General features: G+C 64.9%; 24 protein-coding genes. 16 read left to right on the plus strand and 8 right to left on the minus strand.

Going from position 1 to position 25,950, the window contains the following annotated elements; genetic code table 11:
• Positions 1 to 22 precede the first annotated feature (22 nt).
• On the plus strand, positions 23 to 1,363 hold the full coding sequence (locus QW887_RS17645; RefSeq protein WP_315718445.1) for a cobyrinate a,c-diamide synthase: 1,341 nt from the start codon (positions 23 to 25) through the stop codon (positions 1,361 to 1,363).
• A complete protein-coding gene (bluB, locus tag QW887_RS17650; protein WP_315718446.1) occupies positions 1,360 to 2,016 on the plus strand; it encodes a 5,6-dimethylbenzimidazole synthase in 657 nt (218 codons plus the stop codon). Before QW887_RS17645 ends, bluB begins: the two co-directional genes overlap by 4 nt.
• Here bluB and QW887_RS17655 read toward each other — a convergent pair whose 3' ends face one another.
• On the minus strand, positions 2,017 to 2,742 hold the full coding sequence (locus QW887_RS17655; RefSeq protein WP_315718447.1) for a formyltransferase family protein: 726 nt from the start codon (positions 2,740 to 2,742) through the stop codon (positions 2,017 to 2,019). It lies immediately after the preceding gene.
• A gap of 18 nt (positions 2,743 to 2,760) precedes the next feature.
• Positions 2,761 to 4,092 carry a hypothetical protein gene (locus tag QW887_RS17660; RefSeq protein ID WP_316194753.1) on the minus strand — a complete coding sequence of 444 codons (1,332 nt, stop codon included), beginning with the start codon at positions 4,090 to 4,092 and terminating at the stop codon, positions 2,761 to 2,763.
• 941 nt (positions 4,093 to 5,033) lie between these two features.
• On the opposite strand from QW887_RS17660, the gene QW887_RS17665 reads away from it, so the two are divergent.
• From QW887_RS17665 to cyoB, 13 genes are all read left to right on the plus strand, one after another.
• Positions 5,034 to 5,738, plus strand: a complete 705-nt coding sequence (locus QW887_RS17665; RefSeq protein ID WP_316194754.1) for an RNA polymerase sigma factor — start codon at positions 5,034 to 5,036, stop codon at positions 5,736 to 5,738.
• A 138-nt stretch (positions 5,739 to 5,876) separates the two neighbouring features.
• Complete coding sequence (locus tag QW887_RS17670; protein WP_315718450.1) at positions 5,877 to 6,701, plus strand: flagellin; 825 nt, start codon at positions 5,877 to 5,879, stop codon at positions 6,699 to 6,701.
• Positions 6,702 to 6,762: 61 nt separating this feature from the next.
• On the plus strand, positions 6,763 to 8,478 hold the full coding sequence (fliD, locus tag QW887_RS17675; protein ID WP_315718451.1) for a flagellar filament capping protein FliD: 1,716 nt from the start codon (positions 6,763 to 6,765) through the stop codon (positions 8,476 to 8,478).
• Complete coding sequence (locus QW887_RS17680) at positions 8,478 to 8,903, plus strand: flagellar export chaperone FliS (RefSeq protein WP_315718452.1); 426 nt, start codon at positions 8,478 to 8,480, stop codon at positions 8,901 to 8,903. The genes fliD and QW887_RS17680 overlap by 1 nt, the downstream gene beginning before the upstream one ends.
• Before the next feature lie 231 nt (positions 8,904 to 9,134).
• Positions 9,135 to 9,407, plus strand: a complete 273-nt coding sequence (locus QW887_RS17685) for a hypothetical protein (RefSeq protein ID WP_315718453.1) — start codon at positions 9,135 to 9,137, stop codon at positions 9,405 to 9,407.
• Between the two features lie 364 nt (positions 9,408 to 9,771).
• Positions 9,772 to 10,437 (plus strand): flagellar hook assembly protein FlgD, encoded by a 666-nt coding sequence (locus tag QW887_RS17690; protein ID WP_315718454.1) that lies wholly within the window; start codon positions 9,772 to 9,774, stop codon positions 10,435 to 10,437.
• A 22-nt stretch (positions 10,438 to 10,459) separates the two neighbouring features.
• Positions 10,460 to 11,698 carry a flagellar hook protein FlgE gene (gene flgE, locus QW887_RS17695; RefSeq protein WP_315769942.1) on the plus strand — a complete coding sequence of 413 codons (1,239 nt, stop codon included), beginning with the start codon at positions 10,460 to 10,462 and terminating at the stop codon, positions 11,696 to 11,698.
• Between the two features lie 2 nt (positions 11,699 to 11,700).
• Positions 11,701 to 11,970, plus strand: a complete 270-nt coding sequence (locus QW887_RS17700) for a hypothetical protein (protein WP_315718456.1) — start codon at positions 11,701 to 11,703, stop codon at positions 11,968 to 11,970.
• Positions 11,971 to 11,985: 15 nt separating this feature from the next.
• On the plus strand, positions 11,986 to 12,438 hold the full coding sequence (locus tag QW887_RS17705; RefSeq protein ID WP_315718457.1) for a flagellar protein FlgN: 453 nt from the start codon (positions 11,986 to 11,988) through the stop codon (positions 12,436 to 12,438).
• 27 nt (positions 12,439 to 12,465) lie between these two features.
• Positions 12,466 to 14,223 carry a flagellar hook-associated protein FlgK gene (gene flgK / locus QW887_RS17710; protein ID WP_315828417.1) on the plus strand — a complete coding sequence of 586 codons (1,758 nt, stop codon included), beginning with the start codon at positions 12,466 to 12,468 and terminating at the stop codon, positions 14,221 to 14,223.
• Positions 14,224 to 14,238: 15 nt separating this feature from the next.
• Positions 14,239 to 15,147, plus strand: a complete 909-nt coding sequence (locus tag QW887_RS17715; protein ID WP_315718459.1) for a flagellin — start codon at positions 14,239 to 14,241, stop codon at positions 15,145 to 15,147.
• Between the two features lie 171 nt (positions 15,148 to 15,318).
• Positions 15,319 to 17,088, plus strand: coding sequence for an SDR family oxidoreductase (locus QW887_RS17720; protein WP_315718460.1), 1,770 nt, complete (start codon positions 15,319 to 15,321; stop codon positions 17,086 to 17,088).
• A 15-nt stretch (positions 17,089 to 17,103) separates the two neighbouring features.
• Positions 17,104 to 19,107, plus strand: coding sequence for a cytochrome o ubiquinol oxidase subunit I (gene cyoB, locus QW887_RS17725; RefSeq protein ID WP_316194755.1), 2,004 nt, complete (start codon positions 17,104 to 17,106; stop codon positions 19,105 to 19,107).
• Between the two features lie 60 nt (positions 19,108 to 19,167).
• Here cyoB and QW887_RS17730 read toward each other — a convergent pair whose 3' ends face one another.
• From QW887_RS17730 to QW887_RS17755, 6 genes are all read right to left on the minus strand, one after another.
• On the minus strand, positions 19,168 to 19,674 hold the full coding sequence (locus QW887_RS17730; RefSeq protein ID WP_315828413.1) for a hypothetical protein: 507 nt from the start codon (positions 19,672 to 19,674) through the stop codon (positions 19,168 to 19,170).
• Between the two features lie 137 nt (positions 19,675 to 19,811).
• Positions 19,812 to 20,216 carry a BA14K family protein gene (locus QW887_RS17735; protein WP_316194756.1) on the minus strand — a complete coding sequence of 135 codons (405 nt, stop codon included), beginning with the start codon at positions 20,214 to 20,216 and terminating at the stop codon, positions 19,812 to 19,814.
• A 123-nt stretch (positions 20,217 to 20,339) separates the two neighbouring features.
• Positions 20,340 to 21,122, minus strand: a complete 783-nt coding sequence (locus QW887_RS17740; protein ID WP_316194757.1) for an alpha/beta hydrolase — start codon at positions 21,120 to 21,122, stop codon at positions 20,340 to 20,342.
• A 3-nt stretch (positions 21,123 to 21,125) separates the two neighbouring features.
• Positions 21,126 to 22,421 carry an O-acetylhomoserine aminocarboxypropyltransferase gene (locus QW887_RS17745; protein ID WP_315718465.1) on the minus strand — a complete coding sequence of 432 codons (1,296 nt, stop codon included), beginning with the start codon at positions 22,419 to 22,421 and terminating at the stop codon, positions 21,126 to 21,128.
• A gap of 92 nt (positions 22,422 to 22,513) precedes the next feature.
• Entirely contained in the window at positions 22,514 to 23,134 is a 621-nt protein-coding gene (locus tag QW887_RS17750) for a nitroreductase family protein (RefSeq protein ID WP_316194758.1), read from the minus strand.
• 81 nt (positions 23,135 to 23,215) lie between these two features.
• The gene (locus QW887_RS17755; protein ID WP_315754570.1) at positions 23,216 to 24,145 is read right to left on the minus strand and encodes an aliphatic sulfonate ABC transporter substrate-binding protein; all 930 of its coding nucleotides are present in this window, start codon (positions 24,143 to 24,145) and stop codon (positions 23,216 to 23,218) included.
• 1,184 nt (positions 24,146 to 25,329) lie between these two features.
• Between QW887_RS17755 and QW887_RS17760 the strand changes: the two genes are divergently transcribed.
• Positions 25,330 to 25,950: transposase (locus tag QW887_RS17760; protein ID WP_316194759.1), on the plus strand; the 621-nt coding region annotated here is incomplete at its 3' end.

A 25,950-nucleotide genomic window follows, 5' to 3' on the forward strand; every position in this document is an offset into this window, starting at 1 on the left:
AAGCCTCGGCGGCGTTGCGGCCATGACCATGGTGGCGCCCAACGGAATCATCGTCGCCGCGCCGCGTTCCGGCGCCGGCAAGACGACGGTCACGCTCGGGCTCTTGCGTGCGCTCAGCCGGCGCGGCGCGCGCGTGCAACCCTTCAAATGCGGCCCGGACTATATCGATCTTGCCTATCACACGGCCGCTGCAGGACGGACGAGCTACAATCTCGACGGCTGGTCGATGTCGGCGCGGCAACTGCTCGGGCTTGCCTGCAGCGTTGCCGCCGACGCCGATATCGCCATCATCGAGGGCGTCATGGGCCTGTTCGATGGTGCGTCACATCCCGGGCGCGCGGGCAGCGGCTCGGCCGCGGATCTCGCAGCCCTGACCGGCTGGCCAGTCGTGCTCGTTCTCGATGTCAGTGGGCAGACCGAGACGGCCGCCGCCGTCGCGCTCGGCTGCGCGCGTTTTCGCGACGATGTTCGCGTGGCCGGGGTGATCCTCAATCGGGTCGCGAGCGAGCGCCACCGAGCGCTCATCGAGCCGGCGTTCGCGGCTATCGGAATCAAGGTCCTCGGCGCTCTGGCGCGGGACGCGCAATTGACCTTGCCGGAACGTCATCTCGGCCTGGTCCAGGCCCAGGAGATCACGGCCATCGAGGCCCATCTCGAGCGTCTCGCGGCCAGCGTGTCCGGATCGGTCGATCTCGACGCGCTGCTCGCTCTCGCGAACCCGATCCGCGCGCCCGATCTGGCGGCGCAGACATCCAGCCTCGGCCTCAAACCGCCCGGACAGCGCATCGCGTTCGCAGCAGATGCCGCCTTCTCGTTCAGCTATCCGCACCTCCTCCGGCACTGGCGCGCTCAGGCCGCGGAGACCATTCCGTTCTCGCCGTTGAACGACGAGGCTCCCGATCCCGCAGCCGACGCGGTCTGGCTGCCAGGCGGCTATCCCGAATTGCATGCGGGACGGTTGGCCTCGGCGCGGTCGTTCCTCGATGCGTTGCGCGCGATGGCGTTACGCGGCGTGCCGATCCACGGTGAGTGCGGCGGCTACATGACGCTGGGGACAGGACTCGAGGATGCTCACGGTGTCCGGCATGCGATGGCCGGGCTGCTGTCGCTGGAAACGTCGTTCGCGCGCCGCCGCCTGCATCTCGGCTATCGTCAAGCGACGCTCTTGGCCGACTGCAGTCTCGGCGGAAGAGGGGCCGTCGTTCACGGTCACGAATTCCACTATGCAACCATCCTGAGCGAGGCAGACGATCCGCTGATCGCGTGCCGCGATGCGTCGGGCGGCGTTGTCGCCGAGCACGGCGCCCGGCGCGGGTCGGTGACCGGATCGTTCCTGCACGTCCTGAGCGGGGAGGGCGCATGAGCGAGCCAGGCCGAAGCCCTCCGCAGTTCGACGCGACATTCCGGCAGCGCTTTGCCGAGCTGGTGCGCTGGCGTCGCGACGTCCGCCGTTTCCGCGCCGATCCGGTCTCCCCAGAGCTGATCGAACAGTTGCTCGCGCTCGCGTCCCATGCGCCATCCGTCGGCTTCTGCCAGCCCTGGCGGTTCGTGCTCGTCGAGAGCCCTGAACGCCGCGCGACGGTCATCGAGAACTTCCAGCACGCGAACCAGGCCGCGCTCGCCGGCTATGATGGTGAGCGCCGCGCGCTCTATGCAAGCCTCAAGCTGGAAGGCTTGACGCAGGCGCCGGTCCATCTCGCAGTCTGTGCCGACGAGGGCGCTGCCACCGGCCATCGTCTCGGCCGCGCCACGATGCCGGAAACGCTCCGCTACTCGGTGGTGGCCGCGATCCAGACGTTCTGGCTGGCAGCGCGCGCGGAAGGTCTCGGCGTCGGCTGGGTGTCGATCCTGGACCCGGCGGCTGTCTGTCGTGAACTCGAGTTGCCGTCCGACTGGAGCCTGATTGCGTATCTCTGCGTCGGCTGGCCGCAGGAGGAGCATGACGATCCCGAGTTGGAACGTCACGGCTGGGAAACGCGGCTCGACCAGACCGTGATCAAGCCGCTCAAGCGCTAGTCACGATGCGAGCGCCAGCGCCGGTGCGTCAACCGTCATCGGCTCGCCGACAGCGTCCGCGGCGCGCATGAGCTGAAACCGTGTGCCGTGCAGGTTGAGGGTCAGTGGAATGCCGCGGAAATCGTCGTGAAAGGCGCGGATGCGGCGCGCCATTTCGGCCGGATCGATGTCGACGGGCATGTCGCACATGGCGGCGTACATCTGCCGGGTGCTCTTCGCGCCGCTCCAACCGGTGCCGAGTGCCGGCAGCGGGCCGGCATGGCAGGCGAGGTCGCGCGACATCCGCCAGAACAGATAGGCGAGCCGCACGAACGTCATCTGCTCCAAGCCGCGGACATCGACGCCTCGCGGGATGTCGAACGTCTCGACACCGACGATCGCGCCGCAGTCGACCCGGGCCTCCATCGCATGGGCCGTCGCGCCGAAGCGCGTCGCACCGTCGTACATCGCGAAATGGGCCGGTGCCCAGCCGGGATAATCCGGCGGGCCCGGATGAAAATTGTAGGCGCCGTGGCCGACCGCCTGAAGGATGGCGGCGGGCACGATGACGCCGGTCGTGAAGGCAAGCAGGCGGGATCTGCCGAGCACGTCGCGCTCGATGGCTTCGATGTCCTGCAGGCTGACCGCGAAACGGAATGCGAGGGCAGGGTTGTGCGCCCGCAGGAGCTCCGACAATGCGAGCTGCTGGTCGCGGCTGCCGGTGAGAAGGATGATGGTGTCGAACATGATTTGTCCTGGCTGGCGTCAGTGGCGATGGGCGTTGAAGCTGGCGGGCCGGCGCGTCGCTTCCGAGGCGGCGGTGGCGGCGAACAGATCCGCCGGCAGTTCCCGACCGGGGATGATCTCGAGCACCATGTTGTCGGCCAGCAAAGCGGCCTCCCTCGCGATGCGAACCTCCGGCGGCCACGAGCACAGCGAAAGCTCGAGGCGGCCAAAGCCGCCGCAATCGGCGACGAAGGCGCTGGTCAGCCTCTCGATGCTGTCAGCCGTTGCGCGTGCGCTACTGCGTTCGACGTCGCGCAGGATGACCGTGATGCCCCGGTCGGACTTCACTCTCGAGCGCACCACGAGCAGCGACTCCAGCGCGCCGACGCGCCCAGCCCGCCGCGGCGACCGCGCCACCTCGGCGAAGTCCGGGTCGGGACCAAGATCAGCCTTGGTCGGCTTCAGATTGTGCACGATCGTCGCGTTGCGGACCCCGGCTTCCCCTGCAACGGCATGAAAGCTGCGGGGAAGCCAGACCGTGTCGAGCGCGATCTGAGACGTTACCGCACTCCAGGCCTGGTCGATCAGATAGCCGCCCCAGACATCGGGGTATGACGAGGCGATCTCGCGCCAGGTCGTCAGCATTGTCTCGGCCGCCTTGGAGCGACCGAAATAGAGGGTGCGCGGCGACATCTCCCAGCCGTTCCACTTATGGACGGCGAAGTCGCAGCCCGTCAGATGAGGAAGGTCCGGGGAGGCTTGAAACATCACGTCGGCCTCGACGTACAACAGCGGCTCGCGGTGACGCTGCCACATCCGCGCGATGAAGTCGGCCTTGTCGGCAGCGCTCAGACGCTCGCCGGGGCGTCGATCGATCGCCTCGATGTCGAATGGGAGCCCGAACCGCTGCAGCGAGCGTCTGAGATGATAGACGTGCAGGTCGCCGACGGTCGTTGGATGGCAGGACACGACACGCATCGCGGCTGCGGGTGCCGCCTCCGGAGCAGGCCAGTCGCGGCCGCCCCACCACAATTCATGCGGACCGTCGGCTGAGGTGCCGACGGTACCGAACGCGGTCAACTTGGATTTCAGGAAATCGAACGCAGGATTTTCGCCGAAGGGGATGACCACGGCGTCATACGTTGTCAGCGAGCCATGCAGCAGTTCGGCACCCGCGCCCGTCGGCGGGTCGAGCAGGACGACCGTACGGCCACGGCCAAGCGATGGACGGTCGCCGCAGTGAATCGGCGGCCCGAACGTCCGCGACAGCCATTGGAGACGACGACCTTGCTGCTGACCGAGCTTGACGCCGAGAGCGCGCAGGGCTTGCACCGGGTCGTCGTCAATGGTCTTCGGGTCTTGTCGCGTCATGCCGGGTCCTCCTGCACAATCAAACGGACCACGTCAGCCAATCAGGCGCGTCGATCGCGCATGTGCTTGCGCCGATGACTTGCGATGATGCGCGTAGGACGAGGCTCTCGACACGGAAAACGCGAACTTCGTTTCGCAATGTTGCAGGGCGCGCCGCTCGAATCCCCAACGGTTGAATCGACATCGTGATTGCAGAAGCGGAAGTACGAGCATTCGCGTCCGGTCTGATCAAGTTGACCAGCACTGACGTGAGCGATTGGGCGCGCAAAAGCGATCGCTGTGCGGATCCCGCGCTTCACGCTGATACGTTGAACGCAACTCCGCTCCGGAGAGTCTGTATCGATCGAAACATTCAGCAACATTCGGTGACGCTATGGACATCGATGGACATCCAGGCATGTGTCGATGGCGCGCGACGCATCACGTCGTTCGCTCCATTTTGTCGCGTCATCAGCAACTACAACGTACGAACGCGACAGATCAGGCGCGTCATGTCGCAAAAATCGTCACGCGATTCAAAAATCGCGTCTGCGGCAACTGACAGAGTCGAAAAATGAGATAATTTCGTCGAGGTGATTCGGAAAAAATTGCCGAGCGAGATGATCGTTTCGCAAGAATTCCGGACCTTGCGCGAGCGCGGATTTGGCGTGCGCGGTATGCATCCACGGATGCTGTTAGTAAGCGTTGCAGCTCGCGTTTTCTGCTGAATTCGTCTTCCGGAATGAAATCCCCGCCATGCCGAACATCGGCCTTTCCTCCTCAACGACCGTCGAGCGCTCGATCCGCGTGCGGCAGAATTTGCCTGTCCCTAGGCAAAACATTCCACCTAACTACCTGAAAAGTCACAAAAAATCTTCGCCTGCTTCTCTCGATCGCATCGTTCAACGATCGGAAGCCGTCTGCGAATTGCGTAGTCGGCATTGCGGGTTGGAGATTCGGAAATGAGCTACGCGCTGGACGTCTGGGCCCCGGCCGATGGCGTATCTTCGAAGGAGCCGGAGGCGCCGGACGTTGCGACGCTGCTGTCGAGCGAGTCGGCCAGCACCGTTCCCGACTCCGCGCCGCCAAGCGAGGCCGCGATCTGTGACGAGGACAAGGATCTGCTCGACCGGCTGGCCACCGGAGAGGAACTCGCATTTCGTCTCCTCGTCGAGCGCCACATCGACCGCGCCTATGCGATTGCGTTGCGCATCGTCGGCAATGCCGCCGATGCAGAGGACGTCGTGCAGGATACGATGTTGAAGGTCTGGACGCACCGGGGGCGGTGGCAGCACGGCCGCGCCAAATTCTCGACCTGGCTCTATCGCGTCGTCAGCAACCGCTGCATCGACATCCGGCGCAAGCCGCGGACCGAGAATGTCGATGTGGTGCCCGAGGTTGCGGACGGCAAGCCGGATGCAGTGAGCGTCATCGAGCGTGCGGAGCTCAGCGACCTCCTGGAAGGAGCGATGCAGCGGCTTCCGGAACAGCAACGGATCGCTGTGATCCTGTCGTATCACGAGAACATGAGCAACGGCGAGATCGCCGAGGTGATGGACACGACAGTGGCCGCCGTGGAGTCGCTGTTGAAACGGGGACGCCAGCATCTGCGCGACATGCTGCGGCGTCACGAGCGCGACATTCGCGGCGCCTTCACGGATTGCTAACCATAAAAATCCCGTCGCGGGAGAATTCCCGCCTGATTCCCGCAGGCGCTTCCGTTTGATCGGTCAGACGGGGCCGATCCGCACCGTCAGTCCTTCCACGATGCGGCGTGCTTTGCCGATCACTCAGGAGTCCTCACCGTGCCCGCAATTTCCACCAACATCGCCGCCAACTCCGCCGTCCGCTACCTGAACATCAACTCCAACCAGGAGACGAGCTCGCTCTCCAAGCTGTCGAGCGGTTCGCGCATCACGTCAGCCTCGGACGACGCGGCCGGTCTCGCCATTTCGACGCGTATCTCGTCGGACATCACCACGCTGCAGCAGGCCGCGACCAACACGGCGCAGGCGACGTCGATCCTGCAGACCGCGGATGGTGGCGCATCCAACATCAGCGACATCCTGGCGCGCATGAAGTCGCTGGCCTCCGAGTCCGCATCGGGCACCACGGTCGGAACTAGCCGCACCTACATCCAGTCGGAATTCTCGCAGCTCACCAGTGAAATCTCGTCGATCGCGACCGGAACGCGCTATAGCGGCCAGAGCCTGCTCGACGGCACCAGCACCTTCTCGTCGGGCGTCTCGGTCCTGGTCGGCTCGTCCGCGTCCGACACCATCAACATCACGCTGTCGGATCTCACCGCGAGCACGCTCGGCGTCTCGTCGCTCGACGTCAGCACCCAGACCGGCGCGACCGCAGCCTTGACCGCTCTCGACACCGCGATCGACACCGTGTCGAAGGCCCGCGCTGACATCGGCGCGCAGGAGTCGCGCTTCAACTTCTCGGCCGACTCGATCTCCACGCAGACGCAGAACCTGCAATCGGCCAATTCCGCGATCAAGGACGTCGACATCGCGTCCGAGCAGGCGAAGCTGTCGTCGGCGCAGGTGAAGACCCAGGCCGCGGTGTCGGCGGAAGCCGCCGCCAACCAGATCCCGCAGTACCTCCTGAAGCTGCTGGGCTGAGCCGTGATCTGCCGGGCCGGCGCCTCGCCGGTCCGGCTTCTTCCTTGGAGGACGACGACGGATGACGGTGAGCAGCGCAACCTCGAGCACGAGCAGCACGACGTCGTCGTCTTCATCATCGTCGACGAGCTCGAGCAGCTCGCTCACGACGTCGGGCACGAGCACGACGAGCACGATCGACTGGACCGCGCTGATCGAGTCCGCCGTCAATGCCAAGCTCACCCAGGCGACCCAGATCTCGACCAAGATCACGGCCAATGAGGCCAAGATCACGGCGTATCAGACGCTGCAGACCGCGCTGAAGACGCTGTCATCGGGATTGTCGTCACTGGCGACGTCGATGGTGAACTCGCTTGCGACCAACGCCTTCGCCACGCGGGCCGCCACCATCAGCGCGACCGGCGACGTCAGCGCCTCATCGGCTCTGTCGATGTCGGTGAGCAACGGAGCCGCGACCGGCAGCCACACGCTGACGATCAGCCAGGTCGCCACGGCTCACAAGGTGACGGGCGCGACGCAGTCGAGCCAGACCGCGGCACTCGGCTATTCCGGTACGTTCTCGCTCGGCCTGTCCGGGGGCAGCACGGCCGACATCACCATCACCAGCGGCATGTCGCTGCAGGATGTCGTCGACGCGATCAATGCCCAGAGCTCCACGACCAATGTCGAGGCGTCGATCGTCCAGGTATCGAGCGGGTCCTATCAGCTGGTGTTGACGGGGACCCAGGATGCGGCGGACATTACCTATGCAAGCTCGTCCGGGGACGACATCCTCAACAAGCTCGGGGTGACCGACAGCTCGGGAGCCTTCGCGACGGTGCTGCAGACGGCCCAGGCCGCGGAGTTCACGCTCGATGGGATCAGCCTGACGCGCGATACCAACGACATCACCGACGTTCTCAGTGGCGTCACCTTCGACCTGCTGCAGGCGACCCCGTCCGGAACGACGCTGACCGTCACGATCGGGACGGACACGAGCCAGATCTCGTCGGCATTGCAGACATTCGTTACCGACTACAATGCATTCCGCGATGCCGTGATCGCGCAGCAGACCACCAATTCAGACGGGACGGCGTCCTCGAGCTCCGTCCTGTTCGGCGACGGCACCATGCGCGACATCATGAATTCGCTTCAGGCCGTGCTCGGAACCTCGGTCGGCGGGTTGACGATGGCCGACCTTGGCCTGTCGTTCAACGAGAAGAACGAGCTCGAACTCGATACCAGCACGCTGTCGACGATCCTCAGCACCAATCTGAGCGGCGTGACGACGTTGTTGTCGGCGCAGACCAAGACCTCGTCGAGCCAGCTCAGCGTGGTCAATACCGGGTCGTCGCCGCAGTCGTTCACCCTTGATCTGACGGTGGATTCGTCGGGAAATCTTTCGGCGGCGTCCGTCGGTGGCGACAGCTCCCTGTTCACGGTGAGCGGCAACACGATCGTGGGCAATTCCGGGACGATCTATGCCGGGATGGCCTTCACCTATGCCGGCTCGACGTCGCAATCGATCACCGTGACCTCCACACAGGGGCTCGCGACCCAGATCTACCAGATCGCCAAGACCGCATCATCCAGCACGGGATCGCTGCAGACGCTGATCGACAATCTGACCTCGCAGGACGACACGATGCAGGCCAAGGTCGATGACATCAAGAGCTCGGCCGCCACGTTCCAGACGCAGCTTACGGCGCAGTACGCCAAATATCAGGCTGCGATCGAGAGCGCCAACAACACGCTCACTTATCTCAAAGCCCTTCTCAACGCGAGTTCGAGTAACTGATGACCCAGAATTCGATGGCGCAATTCGCAAGTCAGGCCTATCGCGGCGCTGCGGTGGCCGTTCCGCCGCTGCGGGCCGTCATCATGCTGCTCAATGGAGCGATGATGAGCTTGCAGAAGTCGCTGCAGGCGCAGGAGGCTCGCCGCTTCGAGGAGGGGCACATCCATGTGACCCGGGCGACCGCCATTCTGCGCGGCTTGAGTCTTCACCTCGATCCGACGCGCGGCGGGCCGGTCGCCGACCAGCTGTTCGGAACCTACAACGCCCTGATCGTGGCCGCGCTGCGGGCCTACGGTCGACCTCACATGCGCGAGAATTTCCAGCGGATCACCGAAAGTCTGCTGGCGCTGCGGGAGGCGTGGGAGGCGGTCGAGGCGGCAGCCCGGGGAAAGCGAGCGGCCGGTGATTCGGCCAACCCTCGGTAGCTCTGGCGAATCAGGCCCCTGCCGCACTGCGGAAATCTTGGGAAACGGATCAGAAACGGGCTGCATTGTCTCCCGTTTCGGTATCCAGTGCGGCCTCGCGTGCATACGGCTCCCGAAAAATACGGAGTTTTCCGTGTCCGGTTGCGGTCGATCGCCACAATTGCCGATATCAATTTCGTTCGCGGGCTGAATGCTTTATGACCAAGCTGGAAGCGCTGGATTGGGCGGACGATGGACGTCAGGGAATTCGAGGATCTGATCGGCAGGCTGGGTGAGGACATCTCGCGCTGGCCAGCGGAGCAGCGTCAGTCAGCTGCTGATCTGCTTGCCTCCTCTCCCGAAGCCGATCGATTGCTGTCCGAGGCACGTCTTGTTCGTGAGGCGCTGTCGTCGCCGCCGACGCGTGCACCCGCGGGCTTGACGTCGCGCATCCTTGCTGCGGCCCATCGCCTGACCCAAGAGGAAGCGGCAACCGCCCCGGCCGACGCCCACCAGCCTGGCTGAGCCCTAGCCAGGGCCGAGCTTGGGCGGCTACGCTTTGGCCGGTTGGACTTCGGCGCTGGAAGCGCAACACCATCGCATCTGTCATCTCGCTCAATCTGTCGAGCTCGCTTGCGCGCGAATCCAGGCGCCCGAGTGCGGCGACGGCGAGCCGTCGCGCCGATGCAGATCGGGGCCTCGCACCAGGCGATTTTTGCCCACTCAGCGCAACCGCGCGGCGGCAAAATCTGCCGTCGGATCAACTAATTCGACCGACTAATTGTGCGCCTGGAATCGGCGTTCCGGCCGTTTGATCAGCAAACGCCTTCACGACCGCGTGGTCGTGCTGTGTCCCGCCGCCGTTCGCGGCGCGAGCCGGAGTTCTGCCATGACCGTTTCCGCCGCGAGTTCGTCGACTGCGACCACCTCATCGACCTCATCATCCAGCGACACATCTCGTACGACGCTCAGCTCGACCGACTTTCTTCAGCTCCTGGTGAGCGAACTCCAGAACCAGGATCCGCTCAACGCGACCAGCGTGACCGACTTCATCAACCAGATGACGTCCTACGCCAACTACACCTCGCAGCAGTCGCTCAACAGCAGCATGACCTCGCTGGCCGGCTCGTTCTCGAGCCTGGTGACGCTGAATTCGGTGAACTACATCGGTCACACCGTCGAGGCCAAGAGTGACACCGCCGTTCTATCGAACGGCTCGGCGACGTTCGGCTATTCGCTGTCGTCGGCGGCATCGAACGTTTCGATCTCGATCAAGGATTCCTCCGGAAGCACGGTCTGGACCGGCACCGGGACCGGCAACAAGGGCGCCAATTCGATCACCTGGGACGGCACCGATTCCAGCGGCAATCAGCTCAGCGACGGCGGCCAGTACACGATCTCCGTGACGGCGACGGACTCCGCGGGCACCTCGGTCCTCAACTACACGACGGTCACCGGGACCGTAACCGGCATCGACACCTCGACCAGCACGCCCTCGCTCACCGTCGGCGGCGTTCCTGTCAGCGCCAGCAACATCATCGGCGTCACCTCCTGACGGCATTACCCGGAGTACAATCATGAGTCTTTCTGGAGCCCTGTCATCGGCGATCTCGGCGCTCAATGCGCAGAGTTCGTCGCTCGCCATGATCAGCGACAACATCTCCAACGCCGATACGACCGGATACAAGACCACCTCCGGCCTGTTCGAGCAGCTGGTGACGGCATCGAGCAGTTCGAAAGCCTATTCCTCGGGGGGCGTCTCGGTCTCCGGCCGTGCCAACATCACGCAGCAGGGGCTGCTGGCCGCCACCACCAACGCGACCGACGTCGCAATCCAGGGCTCGGGTTTCTTCGTCGCGACCAACTCGACTTCGGCCGGAGGCGAGACTTTCTACACCCGCAACGGCGCGTTCACCACCGACAATGCCGGCTATCTCGAGAACGACGGCTACTATCTCGAAGGCTGGCGCACCGATGCAACCGGCAACGTGGTCGGCAACGGCCTCGAGCCGGTCAATACGAAGGTGGCGCTGACGAATGGTGGGGCGACGACCAAGACGTCGCTTGCGGCCAACCTGCCGGCCGATGCCGCGAGCGGAGACACCTTCAGCAGCTCGATGACCGTGTACGATTCGCTGGGGCAATCGCACACGCTCAACGTCACCTGGACCAAGGGGGCGACGGCGAACGAATGGACCGCTGATTTCGCGCCGGCGACGGCGTCGGACGGCACCGTGACGAGCGGCACCTATACGATCGATTTCAACTCAGATGGTTCGCTCAGCACGGTCTCCTCGACCAATCTCGGTATCACCTGGAACAACGGCGCCGCGGCGAGCTCGATCGCGCTCAGCTTCGGCACCACCGGCGGCGGTACCGACGGCCTGACCCAGTTGTCGTCCGGCAGCACGACGCCGAGCGTCTCCAACTTCAGCGCCAATTCCGATGGCATCTCGTTTGGCACGCTGAGCAGCATTTCGGTCGGCAAGAATGGTCTCGTCGAGGCGACCTATTCCAACGGACAGACGGTTCCGATCTACAAGCTCGCGGTAGCGACCTTCGCCGATCCCAATGGTCTCGTGGCGCATAGCAGCGGCATGTACACGTCGACGGCGACGTCGGGCAATGCGACCCTGCAGGCGTCCGGCGAGAATGGTGCAGGAACCATCTACGGCAGTGAGCTGGAATCGAGCACGACCGACACCACGGGCCAGTTCAGCAACATGATCTCGGCTCAGCAGGCCTATTCGGCGGCATCGCAGGTGATCTCGGCCGTCAACAAGATGTACGACACGCTGATTTCGTCGATGAGGTGATCATGGCCGACCTGAAGAGGGAGCGGCTCGGCGAGGGCGAGGCTCTGCTGAAGAGGCTGCGGCGGCTGAGACTGCGCGCTGCGACCGCCGGCAAGGACGACCGCGCGCAACTGCTGGCCTTGATCGACGATATCGAAACGGTCCGACGAAAGCTGCTGCGTGAATGCGCGCTGCTCGACGAAGAGCTCAAGGTCGCCACCGTGAGGGTGACGGCGCTGAATACCTACGCCCGTGTCGCGCAGATCAGCCGCCGACCGCAGCGTGAACAGTAGGATGGGAGCGACAGGATGAAACACGCAATTCAGGCCGATCAGCGGCCGGCCAGCGAAGATGAAGTGCGGACCTTGATCGCGCTGATCGACGAACTCATCGCGGTGGTGTCGGAGGAGAATGCGGAGCTTGCCAAAGGGCTCCCGGCCTCGCGTTCCAAGCAGCTCGACGACAAGAATCGGCTCGCCGGGCTGTTTGAGCAGCGGGTCGCCGAATGCGCCAGGCGAACGGCGAGCCTCGACGTCCGCGACCGTGTGCTGCGCGAGCAGCTCATGGAGCACATCTTCAACCTTCGTGGCGCGATGGACGAGAACCTCGTTCGGCTGCGGGCTGCGATCGAAGCCAGCAATCGTCGCATCGAGGCGGTGATGCAGGCGATCCGCGAGCAGATCGCGAATGCCTCGCCCTATGGCGCCGGTGGACGTCGTACCGCGCGTGCGACGTCCTGTGGAACCAACGTGAGGGCGTGATGGCCAGCCAACAGCGGGAGTAGGGCAATGTCGCTCGACATAGCACGGCTGGTCGCCTTCAGCGGCATCTCGGCCACGGAGCTGCAGATCAGCGTGGCGTCGTCGAACATCTCGAACGCCGACACGAAGGGGTATACGCAGAAGACGGCCAACCAGGTCACGAACGTGACCGGCGGAGTCGGGACCGGCGTTTCCATTACCGGCATTTCGAGCAATGTCGACAAGCTGCTGCTGAAATCCTTGATCGGAGCCAATTCGGAGCTCGGCGCGGCCGACACCACGAACAACTATCTGACGCAACTGCAGCAGCTGTTCGGCAGCGCGTCCACATCCGGCACCTCGACGACGGGAACGTCGCTGGCAAACTCGCTGGCATCGCTGGAGTCCGCCTTGTCGTCGCTGGCGAGCTCGCCCAGCAGTGTTTCGCTGCAATCGGCAGTCGTCAGCGCGCTGGATGACTTCGCCAGCCAGCTGCGCAGCACGTCGAGCGGTGTGCAGACGTTGCGGGCCAACGCCGACAAGGACATCGCGTCGTCGGTTCAGAGCGCCAACGACGACCTGCAACAGATCGCCGATCTCAATGTCGAGATCCGCAAGATGGCGGCGTCCGGCCAATCGACCGCCGATCTCGAGGACGAGCGCAATGCCGCGTTGCAGGACCTTTCGTCCTATATGAACGTCAGCTACTACGCGGCGTCGAACGGCGACCTTCAGGTCTATACCTCGTCGGGGCGAGCTCTCGTCGACAGCTCGGCGCACACGCTGAGCTATACGGCCTCGGCGAATGTCTCGGCGGCGTCGAGCTATGCGTCCGGCGGCTTCAGCGGCATCATGGTCGACGGCGTCGACGTCACGTCGCAGATCACGTCGGGCAAGATCGGTTCGCTAGTCACGTTGCGGGACGAGACCCTGCCGGCCGCGCAGACCCAGCTCGATCAGCTGGCCTCGCAGCTGAAATCGTCGCTGAATGCGATCACCAATGGCGCATCGGCCGTTCCACCTCCGACCGCTCTGACCGGGTCGGCGAGCGTCAGCAGTACGACGGCCCTGTCGGCGTCCGGAACGGTCCGCATCGCCGTGGCTGACCAGAGCGGCAATCTCGTTTCGTACGAGGATCTCGACCTGTCGTCCTATGCGACGGTGGGCGATCTGGTCACGGCGCTCAACGGCATCTCCGGGGTCTCTGCCTCGATCGATTCCAGCGGACACCTGTCGATCAGCGCCACGTCGTCGTCGAACGGCATAGCGATCAACGACATGACCAGCGCGGTCGGCGGCAGCGGCTTCTCCGACTATTTCGGCATGAATGACCTCGTCACCGGCACGAGCGCCGCCAATTTTGCCGTCAACAGCAGCATCCTGAGCGGCGCGGCCGGTTTGCCCACCGGCACGCTCGACGGCTCCGCGACGTTGACGACCGGCAGCCAGGTGCTGACGGCCGGCTCGGCGACGGTCATCGACGCGCTCGTTGACAAGCTGACCGGCTCGACCAGCTTCGCCTCGGCTGGCGGCCTGAGCGCAACGACCGGCTCGTTCGCCGACTACGCCGCGGCGATCGTCGCCAATGTCGCCAGCAAGGCGTCGCAGGCCTCCACTGCCTACACCGCGAAGTCGACGGCCCAGTCGAGCTATGCCAGTTCGCTGTCCTCGCAATCGGGCGTCAACCTCGACGAGGAGACGGCGCGGCTGAGCTCGCTGCAGAACAAATACGCTGCCGCCTCGCAGCTGATCTCCGTGGTCAACAGCATGTTCTCGTCGCTGCTCACTGCCGTGCAATCGACCTAGTCCGGAGTGGACATCATGACGATGCGGATTGCGACATTCTCGAACTCCGACCAGATGATCACGGGCGCGCTGCGGACGCAGGCGACCATGGCCAACCTCCAGGTGCAGGAGGCCTCGGGGCTGAAGGCCGAGTATCTCGCCGGTTACGGCGCCGACACCCAGCACGTCGTCAATCTGCAGGTCTCTGTCGCGCGGGCGCAGTCCTACATCGACGCTGCGACTCTGGCGGACAGCAAAGTGCAGGTCATGTACTCTGCCGTGGGGCAGGTGTCGGACATCGTCAGTCAGCTGCGCACGGCCCTGAGCGCTGCGAGCTCCGGCAGCAGCACGGGAACCACGTCCGCGATCAGCAGTGCGCAGCAGTTGCTGCAGCAGATGTCGGGCATTCTGAACACCCAGTACGACGGGCAATATCTGTTCGGCGGTGCGCGGACCGCGACGGCGGCGGTCGATACGTCGAGCTTCGCCTCCGGCACGGGATCGTTGACCACGACGGATACCAGCTATTGTCAGGGCGACAGCGAGCTTGCCTCGGTCCGGGTTTCCGATGGGCAGTCGGTCACCTATGGCGTTACTGCCGACAATCCGGCGTTCGAGGAGGTCATGCGGGTCCTGAAGTTCGTGGCCAACAGCTCGACCCTGTCCGGAACCGACATCACCTCCGCGCTGTCGCTTGCCGATCAGGCGGTCGACGATGTCGCCACGGTACAGGCCAAGCTCTCCGATGCGGCGTCCCGGATCGAGAGCGCGAAGTCGCAGCAGACCGATTACAAGAGCTATGCCGAGAGCCTGGCGACCGACCTGACCAGCGTCGATGTGGCGGCGGTGACCGCCCAGCTCTCGACTTATCAAGCCCAGCTCACGGCGAGTTATACCGCCATCTCCAAGATCCAGAGCCTGAACCTGGCCAGTTACCTGCGTTGAGCCCCGACTTATCGCGCGGCGATGCAGGGCGCAGGGACCCGAGCAGAGCCGGATCTGCCGGGCGGGCATAGACCTTGCCGGCGGCCGGCCTTGGGATCCGCATTCCCAGCCGATTGAAACCATGCGCCGCGCCGGAGGTTTGTTGACGGGCATCTCGTCGGCGGAACTCTCATGGACCAGATAACTCAGCCTCGAAGCGACGGCCATGGCTTGCGGCCCGTGGCGGACAATGTGTGGATCGTCGACGGCGGCCGGATTCGGGCCGCCGGACTGCCGCTCTCCGTGCGCATGACGGTGATCCGCCTGTCGAGCGGTGATCTGCTGCTGCACTCGCCCACGCGCTTCACTCATGCGCTGCGGGAGGAGCTGGAGCAGCTGGGACCCATCAAATATCTGCTCGCGCCCAACGTCGCGCACTGGATGTTCCTGCCGGACTGGCAGGCGGCCCTGCCGAATGCGCAGGTCTTCGCTGCGCCGGGCTTGGCAGAGCGCCAGCAGGTTCGCCGAAGCGGCCTGCGTATCGATCGTGAGCTGACCGATGTCACGCCGGACGAATGGTCCGCAGATATCCAGTTGGTGCTCGTTGCCGCACCGATGTTCACCGAAGTGGAGCTGTTTCACAGGCCGAGCCGCACACTCGTCCTGACAGACCTCGTGCAGAACCTGGCACCGGAAGGTCTGGGCATCGTGGCGCGGACCGCGGCGAATCTGCTCGGGATCACCGCGCCTGATGGCAAGGCACCGACCCATCTGCGGATGCTGCTGCGGCTCGGCGGCCGTGCCGTCCGGCTCGCGGCGGCGCGGTTGATTGCGCTGGCGCCCGAACGTGTCGTCTTTTCCCATGGCCGATGGTTCGACACCGGCGGCGCGCACCAGCTGCGCCGCGCGCTCGGCTGGCTGCTGGATGCCTCCCCCGAGGCGCGCCGGCTGATGCGTGATCTGAAGGGAACGCGCGTCGTGGTGACGGGCGCCTCGAGCGGCATCGGCCGGGCGACGGCACTCGCCTTGGCGCGGGAAGGGGCCAGCATCGTGCTGGCCGCGCGGCGCGTGGACGTTCTGAAAGACGTCGCGGCCGAATGCGAAACCCTTGGCGGGCGCGCCATCGCCGTCGGCACCGATGTGACCGATGCAGCCGCGGTCATGCACTTGGCCGATCAGGCCGTGCAGACGTTCGGTGGCATCGATGTCTGGATCAACAACGCCGGAACCGGGGTGTTCGGCGCCTATCAGGACGCCGACATCGCGCTCCACCGTAAGACCATCGAGGTCAATCTGCTGGGGACGATGAACGGTGCCTATGCGGTTCTGCCGGTCTTCCTGCGGCAGCAGCGCGGAACCTTGATCAACAACATCTCGCTCGGCGGATGGGCTCCGACTCCGTTCGCCGCCGCCTACACCGCCAGCAAGTTCGGCCTCCGCGGCTTCTCGGCGAGCTTGCGTCAGGAACTCGCCGGTCACAAGGATATCCACGTCTGCAGCGTATTCCCCGCGATGGTCGACACGCCCGGCTTCGTGCATGGCGCCAACATGTCCGGCCGCCATCTCGGTCCAGGACCGCTGCTGTATCGGCCCGAGGACGTCGCCGAGACGTTCTTGCAGTTGATCCGCGCTCCTCACGACGAAGTCGCCGTCGGCTGGCCGGCGCGGCTCGGGCAGATCTCCTATGCCCTGGCGCGCTGGCCGACCGAGCGACTCCTGAGCACGGCGTTCCGTTTCCTGTTGTCGCGCGCGAAGGGCGCACCACGCAGCACAGGTGCCGTGTTGGCGCCGATCGCCGCTGGCACCGCGGTGAGCGGCGGCTGGCTCGTGCGCAAGAAGCTGCCGCCGGCCGGGCAGCTCAGCAGAATTGGATTGGCACTTGGGCTCGGAGGCATCGCGTTGGTTGCTCTTGCGCGCGCCCGCCGGCCTTCGCGGCCATCGCGCCGACATATTACTCGCTGATCCCCGGGGGCGTCCATGCTCGGCAAGCTCGATTGGTCGGCGATCCCCTTTGGCCAGCCCATCCCGCTCGTGGCCGCAGGCCTCGTGCTGGTGGCGATCCTCGGTGTCCTCGGATGGGTCTTGGCGAAGGGGTACTTCCCTTATCTCTGGCGTGAATGGATCACCAGCGTCGATCACAAGCGGATCGGCGTGATGTACATGCTGCTCGCCTTCATGATGCTGCTGCGTGGCGGCACCGATGCGATCATGATGCGAACGCAGCAGGCGGTGGCGTTTCATTCCAACGGCTATCTTCCGCCGGAGCACTACAACCAGATCTTCTCCGCCCACGGCACTATCATGATCTTCTTCGTGGCGATGCCGTTCGTGATCGGGCTGATGAATCTGGTCGTGCCGCTGCAGCTCGGGGTACGGGATGTCGCCTTTCCCACGCTGAACTCCGTCGGCTTCTGGCTCACGGCCACCGGCGCGCTGCTGGTCAACGTGTCCCTCGTGGTCGGCGAGTTCGCGCGCACCGGCTGGCTGCCGTTCCCGCCCTTGTCGGAGTTGACCTACTCGCCGGGAGTCGGCGTGGACTATTACATCTGGGCGCTGGAGATCTCCGGCGTCGGGACCCTGGTCAGCGGCATCAACCTGGTCACCACCGTCCTCAAGCTGCGCACCCGGGGCATGAGCTATCTGCGCATGCCGATGTTCTGCTGGACCACGCTGGCAACGAACCTGCTGATCGTCGCGGCGTTTCCGATCCTCACGGCGACGCTGACGATGCTGATGCTCGACCGCTATTTCGGCTTCCACTTTTTCACCAACGAGGCCGGCGGCAACATGATGATGTTCATGAACCTGATCTGGGCCTGGGGACATCCCGAGGTCTACATCCTGGTTCTGCCGGCGTTCGGGATCTACTCCGAGGTGGTCGCGACGTTCTCGAGCAAGTCGCTGTTCGGCTATCGCTCGATGGTGTTGGCGACCATGGCGATCTGCGTCATCTCCTTCATGGTCTGGCTGCATCATTTCTTCACGATGGGGGCGGGCCCCAACGTGAACGCGATCTTCGGCATTGCGAGCATGATCATCGCGGTGCCTACGGGCGTGAAGATCTACAATTGGCTGATCACGATGTATGGCGGGCGGGTGCGCTTCACGACGCCCATGCTGTGGTCGGTCGGCTTCATGATCACCTTCATGATCGGCGGGCTGACCGGCGTGCTTGTCGCGGTGCCGCCGGCGGATTTCCTGCTGCACAACAGCTTGTTCCTAGTCGCCCATTTCCACAACGTCATCATCGGCGGCGTGCTGTTCGGGGTGTTCGCGGGTGTCACTTACTGGTTTCCAAAGGCGTTCGGCTTTCGGCTGTATGAGAGCTGGGGCAAGGCGGCGTTCTGGTTCACCCTCATTGGCTTCTACGTGACCTTCATGCCGCTCTATGTCGTCGGCCTGCTCGGCATGACCCGACGGATGCAGCACTACGATGTCGCGGAATGGCGTCCCTGGCTTGCAGTTGCAACGTTCGGCACGGCGCTGCTCGCGATCGGCGTCATTCTTCAGATTCTCCAACTGGTCTTCAGTATCCGCGATCGCGAGCTCCTACGCGATACGACCGGCGACCCCTGGGACGGCCGCTCGCTCGAATGGGCCACGTCCTCACCGCCGCCGGTGTTCAATTTTGCGGTGCTGCCGAATGTGACGGGGCAGGATGCGTATTGGCGGATCAAGGAAAATGCAAAAGACCAGCAGCTCCATACGCGGGAAAAGGACTACCAGGACATCGAGCTGCCAAAAAACTCCCCCACGGGATTCGTCTGCGCCTTCTTCGCCACGGTCATGGGCTTCGCGCTGATCTGGCACATCTGGTGGATGGTGGCGCTCGGCGCAATGGGCGCGTTGGCGACATTCGTCGTGTTTGCCTGGCGCGATCACGACGAGTACGTCATCCCTGCGGCGGAGGTCGCCCGGATCGATCGGGGCATCATCGAAGCGCGGCAGGGATTCTCGTCGTCAGCGGCTGCCGGGGCCTGAGACCCATCGAAGGGAAGCTGCCGGTGCGTCGGGCCAGCCGCACGCACCGGCGAATTCACATCACCAGCGATGATGGGCGCGGATCACGCCATGGCCGTGGCGGTGATGGCCCCAACCCGGACCGCGGTAATAGCCGTAGCTGTGGCGCCACGGCCGCGGGCCATAGGAATAGCCGTAGCTGCGATAGATCGGGCGCGGCACGTAGCTGTAGCCGTAGCCGCCGTAATAGGGGCGGTAGGCCGGGTAGTAGCCGCCATAGCCGTAGGGATAGGCAGCGTAGCGATACCCGCCGTAGTAGGGATAGGGCGCGTAGCCGCCATAGTAGGAGGGGGCGGCGATCGCCGATCCGATCAGGGCCCCGGCCAACAGTCCCGCGCCGATCGCGGCACCGCCGCCCCAGCCGCCATGCCAGCCGCCGTAGCGGACCTGCACGGCATTCGAGCTTTCGGCGCCCGGTTTGGCGGCTGCTGACAGCGACGTCAGCGGCGCAGCCGAGACCGAGTGCAGCGTGGATACAGAAAGTGCGCCGGCGATGGCGAGCGTCGCGGCGGCTTTGAAGGTGACCATCCTGATGTCTCCCGTTGGTTCAGCGCTATGCTCAACCGGACGAGACGAACTTCGTTGCATTTGTCGCAGCGGACGTTTTGTCACGCGCCATTGGTTCAGGCGGCGGTCGATGCCGGGGGGCATCGACCTTGGTGTCGTTACGGGCAGGAATGGCGCAGGCCGTCATTGCCGAGATAGGTGCCGGAGCCCGGGTCGTAGGACCGGAAGCGCTGGGCGCAATAGGCCTGGGCGTTGGCGGCCTCGGCGCGGCTGTTGGCGATGGCGCCCCCGATGATCGCGCCGGCCGCGAGGCCGCCGAGGGCGGCGGCACCCGCACCATAGCCGTGGCGATGCCCGCCATAGCGATGGCCGTAATAGCCGTGGCGATGACCGTAACCGCCGCGCCAGTGGCGATATTGCACCTGCTCCAGCTCGGTCGCGTTCTGCGTGGCTGGGGCCGGCGCCGGGTGGTTCGGCAGCAACGGCGCGGCGGCGAGCGGCGATGCGACCGCGAGCGACATCGTTCCGATCGTTGCGACCGTCAAAAGTTTGCGCAGATCCATCTGCGTGCTCCTTTCTGTTCGTTGTGCCGGAGGGCAACGGCTCGCCGTCGCCCTCCGTTCCGCGCTGCAAAGGAGCATGTCGGCGGCACGAGGTCGCAGCAAAGAGCGAACCGTGACCGCAAGCTACTCGATCAGCGCGTCGAGCAGCGCATCCGGACATTCCGTCATCATCGTATGCCCCGCGCCAGGCAGCACGATGGTGCGCGATTGCGCGATTGCAGCCGCCAGCGCCTTGCCGGCCTTCAGCGGCGTCATCATGTCCTTCTCGCCGAGGATCAGCCGCGTCGGCACCTTGATCCTGGCCGCCGATGCCAGCGCATCCTGATAGTCGTTGCAGGCGGAGAGATCGTTGAACAGCACGCCCGGCGCGCAGCGCTCCAGGGTCGCCTGCGCGCCGCCATGCATCCACAGCCCGGGCGCGCGGCTGCCGCCGAGCTCGGCGGCAAAACCGAGGCCCCAGATCGAGACCATGTCGATGGCGGCGTGATCGTTGGCTTCGGCGGCCTTCAGGAGGTCAGGTCCGACCGTCATCGCTGCCGCGGTGCCGATCAGGCTGAGCGCCGACACGCGATCGGGATGGCGCGCCGCGGCATCCAGCGCAATCAGCGATCCCATCGAATGGCCGATCAGGTGAGCGGGCTTCGCGTTCGCCGCCTGCAACAGCGCGACGATCCAATCCGCCATGGCGGTGATGGTCGGCAGCGCCGGCCCCGTCGAGCGGCCATGGCCCGGCAGATCGGGCGCCAGCACGGCAAAGCCGTGATGGGCGAACCAGCGGCTGTGCAGCGCCCAGACCGAATGATCGAAGCCGGCGCCATGGATGAAGACGACGGCGGGCAGGGACGAATCGAACTCGCGGCCGCCCGTGGCAGCGAAGACCTCATGATCTCCGATCGACAGCTGCATGGCTCACACCTTCTGCGAGGCGCGCAGCGCCTGTCCGAGATCGTCGATGATGTCGCCGGCCGCCTCGATGCCGACCGAGAGCCGGATCAGCTCCTCGCCGATTCCGGCCGCGGCGAGCTGGGCTGCGTCCATCTGCTGATGCGTGGTCGAGGCGGGGTGGATCACCAGCGTCTTGGCGTCGCCGACATTGGCGAGATGGCTGATCAGCTTCAGGCTCTCGATGAACTTGCGTCCCGCGGGACGTCCGCCCTTGATACCGAACGAGATGATCGAGCCGGCGCCGCGCGGCAACAGCTCCTTGGCGAGCGCATGGTCCGGATGGGTCTCGAGCGAAGGATGCAGCACCCAGTCGACGGCCTTGTTGGCGGTCAGCGCCTCCAGCACCGCGCGGGTGTTGGTGACGTGCCGCTCCATGCGCAGATGCAGCGTCTCTACGCCCTGCAGCAGATGGAACGCGTTGGTCGGCGACAGGCAGGCGCCGAAATCGCGCAGGCCTTCGGTCCGCGCGCGCATGATGAAGGCGGCCGCGCCGAACTGCTCGTCGAAGACGATGCCATGATAGCCGGCATAGGGTTCGGTGAGCTGCGGGAACTTGGCCGAGGCGCGCCAGTCGAACCGGCCGCCATCGATGATCGCGCCGCCGATCGCGATGCCATGGCCGCCGAGCCACTTGGTCGCGGAGTGCATCACGATGTCGGCGCCTTGGGAAATCGGCTGGCTGAGATAGGGCGTAGCGAAGGTGTTGTCGATCAGGAGCGGCACGCCGGCCGCGTGCGCGATCGCCGAGACCTTGGGGATGTCCAGCACCTCCAGACCGGGATTGCCCAATGTCTCGCCGATCAGGAGCCGCGTGTTCGGCTTGATCGCAGCGCGGAAACCGTCGTGATCCCTGGGCTTGACGAAGCTCGTGGTGATGCCGAAGCGCGGCAGCGTGTGCGCGAGCAGGTTGATGGTGCCGCCATAGAGCGAGGAGGAGGCCACGATGTGATCGCCCGCATTCAGAAGCGTGGCGATGGCCAGATGCAGCGCCGCCTGGCCGCTCGCGGTGCAGACCGCGCCGACGCCGCCTTCGAGCGCGGCGAGCCGCTCTTCGAGCACGGCCGTGGTCGGGTTGGAGATGCGGGTATAGATGTGGCCGGCGCGTTCGAGATTGAACAGCGCCGCGGCGTGCTCGGTGTCGTCGAACACATAGGACGTGGTCTGATAGATCGGCACCGCGCGGGCGCCGGTTGCGGGATCCGGGTGCTGGCCCGCGTGCAGGCTCAGGGTCTCGAAGGCGGGCGGTTTCGGCGGCGGCATGCGGATCAACTCTCCTCAAGCAGAACGCGTCTTCTGCCACAGATTTCGCCGTCCGTCAGGGGCGGCGCGGCACGCCGCCCCTGCGACATCGATCAGCCGCCGAAGCGCTGCGGGAAAAGGCCGGCGGAGGCGATCTCGACGATGGACAGGCGTGCGCTCGGCTTCTCGCGCTCCTTGAGCATGGCCGGCAGCTTTTCGCCATCGCCCTTGCGGCCGACCGCGATCGCGATCTCCACGGCGAAACCGTCGGGCACCCCGAGGGCCGTCTGCGCGGCGGTGACGTCGAAGCCGCTCATGCCATGGGTGACCCAGCCGGACACCGCCGCCTGGTTGGCGAAATTGGCCCAGGCCGCGCCGGCATCGAAGGAATGCGTGCGCGTCGGTGCCGGCTCGGTCTTGCCCGCCGGGATGAAGGTCTTCTTCGACAGCACGTAGACGATCGCCGCGGCATGCTGCGCCCAGCCGCGGTTGAACTCGACCAGCGGCGCCAGGAAGGTGTCGAACTCGGCCGAGCCGCGCAGCGCGTAGAGGAAGCGCCAGGGCTGCGAATTGTAGGAGGAGGGCGCCCAGCGTGCCGCCTCGATGAAGGTCAGGAGCTCCGTCTCGGGAAGCGCCTCGTCGCTGAAGCCGCGCGGCGACCAGCGATCGACGAAGATGCGATGCGCCGGATGCTCGGTGATGCGGCCGGTCGGGGGAGGAAGATGGGCAGTCACGGGTGGTCTCCTTCGTTCAGGCTCGTCGTCGGGCCTCGTGCCGCGCTTCGCTGCCGGGCACAATCTCGGCTCCTGTGTGGCTCACGGCGCTTTGGGAGTCCAGATCGCCAACGCCGATGTGTCCACCTTCGCCGGCAGCACGCGCTCCGCCAGGAAAGCGTCCGCGATCTTCTGCTGTTCCGACAGGCCGGCCGCGGTGACCGCGCCGACCTGGTAGGAGCGGTGGCTGTTGGCCTTCTCGACGGTGGCGGCATCGATGCCCCACAGGGCAGCGAGTTGGCTCGCCGCGGCGGCCGGATTGGCCTTCACCCATTTGCCGGTTTCGACGAGCTTGCCGTAGATGACGTTGAGGGCGTCGCCATGTCCGGCGGCGTAGTCGGCGGATGCGAGATAGTAGCGCTTGTAGCTGGCAAGCCCGTCGCTGCCGTCCGCGAGCACGCGCGCCCCTGACTGGCGGATGGTGCTGGTCAGGAACGGATCCCACGCGACCCAGGCATCGACATTGTTGCTGACGAAAGCGGTCCTGCCGTCGGCGGGCGGCAGATAGGCGGGGGTGATGTCCTTGAAGGTGAGACCCGCTTTGGCGAGCGCGGCGAGCAGCAGATAGTGGCTGCCGGCGCCCTTGGTCACCGCGATCTTCCTGCCTTTCAGCTCAGCGAGCGTCTTGGCCGGCGAAGCCGTTGCCACGAGGATCGCCTGCGCCGACGGCGAGGCGGCCTCCTCGGCGACATAAGCGAGCCTCGCGCCCGCGGCCTGCGCGAACACCGGGACGGTATCGGCGACATCGGCGCCGACATCGATGCTGCCGATGTTGATCGCTTCCAGCAGCGGCAGGCCGCTGGAGAATTCGTGCCACGACACCTTGATGCCGAGCGGCGCCAGCGCCTTCTCCAACTCGCCATTGGTTTTGAGGAGGGCGATCAGGGTCGAGGATCTCTGATAGCCGATGCGCAGCGTCTCGGCTGCGTCGGCTTGCGACGTGGCGAGCGCGCCGAGCAGGGCCGCGGCCATCATCAGGACGCCGCGACGGGCGAGATGCAAGGGCCGCGCGCGACGCAGGCCGCTGAAGGACGGTGTCATTCGGCAATCTCCCAAACAGGCGGTTGCATGCAATTGTCCAGGATCATTCGCAGGATCGTCAGCCCTGCGCAATTTTGCAGATCTGTTCATATGGAGAGGAAAGTTTCTCATGTGCCCATGCCGCGAGAAGTTTTGTTTTCTTGGCGCGCGAGATCTGACGAGACAGCCGTTCGCATCCTCGCCACGCGCAGAGCGTACGAGAGATGTCTGCCGTTCGTCCCTCCATCGAGAGAGGGCACAGGGAAGGCCGGGCGTCGACTGACACCCATGGCCCGCGTGCAAAAAAGGAAGCACGCGGCGGTTACCACAGGATCAGCCGGACATCCGGCCTTCCCTGCGCAACGGGCTTACGGCTTATACGCGTTCTCCCCGGCGCGCCGAGCTTTCTGGCCACCGTCGCCTGCGCGAAGCCGAGCCTCGTCGCAGACTTGATACTAGCATCGGAGTATCAGGACCACGCGATTTCGCCGTCCGGCTCCCATCGTTCGTCCGCGCGCTTGACGCACGCTGCGACGAGAACCGGCCATCGCATCCCGCACCAACGTTTCGTGACGTTCGCGAAGCGCCCCTCTCGATCGGGCGGGATGGGGTGATACAACCATGAATTCTGAAAAAAAGAAACAAGAATATTTTTCGTCGCGGGACTGGACAGGGCAAATCAGCCTGAGAATGCGGGCGAATTCCGCTTCGTCGCGCACGCGCGAGGAGAAGCCATTGGCTCGTCACGCAAGCCCTGGGGCTTCGGCATATCACAGTCAGCTTGTGCCCCTCTGCCGCGACGGCATGGCAGGGCCTCGGCCCGGCCATGACGTCTTAACGACTCTCCACAGAGGTCTGGGCGGGCATGTCCTATCGAACTGCCGGCCGAAATGAAGCGCGGGAGCTCACGAGCGGATTTGGCCGGAGGCCTCCGACTTGCGCGGTGCGCCGAGCCGGCAGCCATGGGGGGCAGGAGCCGCGGAGCGGACGCATTCGAGAGGACAGCCCGTGACTAAGGCAGACCTCCGCGATCGAGTCGGCGGCGTCCGCATTCAGCCGATTTCGTTGAAAAAGTCAGCAGTTGCGACGCAGAGATATCGGTGATTCAGTCTGTCTAGTGGGCAGGACTGAAGGTCATGATGGGGCATCGGCAAGTCGAACAGGCTGCGTTGTTCTATGAGTTCTCGCTGGAAAGGCACATCCCAGCCGACCACCTCGTGCGGTCGATCGATAGGTTCGTCGACCTTGAGGACTTACGGCGGGAGCTGGCGCCGTTCTACAGCAACATCGGGCGGCCCTCGATCGATCCGGAGCTGATGATCAGGATGCTCTTGATCGGCTATTGCTTCGGCATCCGATCGGAACGGCGCCTCTGCGATGAAGTCCATCTCAATCTGGCATACCGCTGGTTTTGCCGGCTGGGTCTAGATGGAGGCGTCCCCGATCACTCGACGTTCTCGAAGAACAGGCACGGCCGCTTCCGTGAGAGCGATCTCTTCCGTCGCGTGTTCGAGACCGTCTTGCGCCGCTGCATCCGGGAGCGCCTGATCGGCGGCGAAGGGTTCGCAGTCGACGCGAGCCTGATCAAGGCGGATGCCAATCGGCAGAAGGGAATCGAAGGCGATAAGAGGCTTCCGCCGGAGGCTGCGGGTCGAGCGATCGACGAGTATCTTGCCGTTCTTGATGATGCCGCGTTCGGTGCCGCGACGGAGGTCACGCCCAAGTTTGTATCGCCCTCCGACCCGGCGGCGCGCTGG

The sequence above is a fragment of the Bradyrhizobium sp. SZCCHNRI3052 genome, from assembly GCF_032484895.1.
Taxonomy (GTDB): domain Bacteria; phylum Pseudomonadota; class Alphaproteobacteria; order Rhizobiales; family Xanthobacteraceae; genus Bradyrhizobium.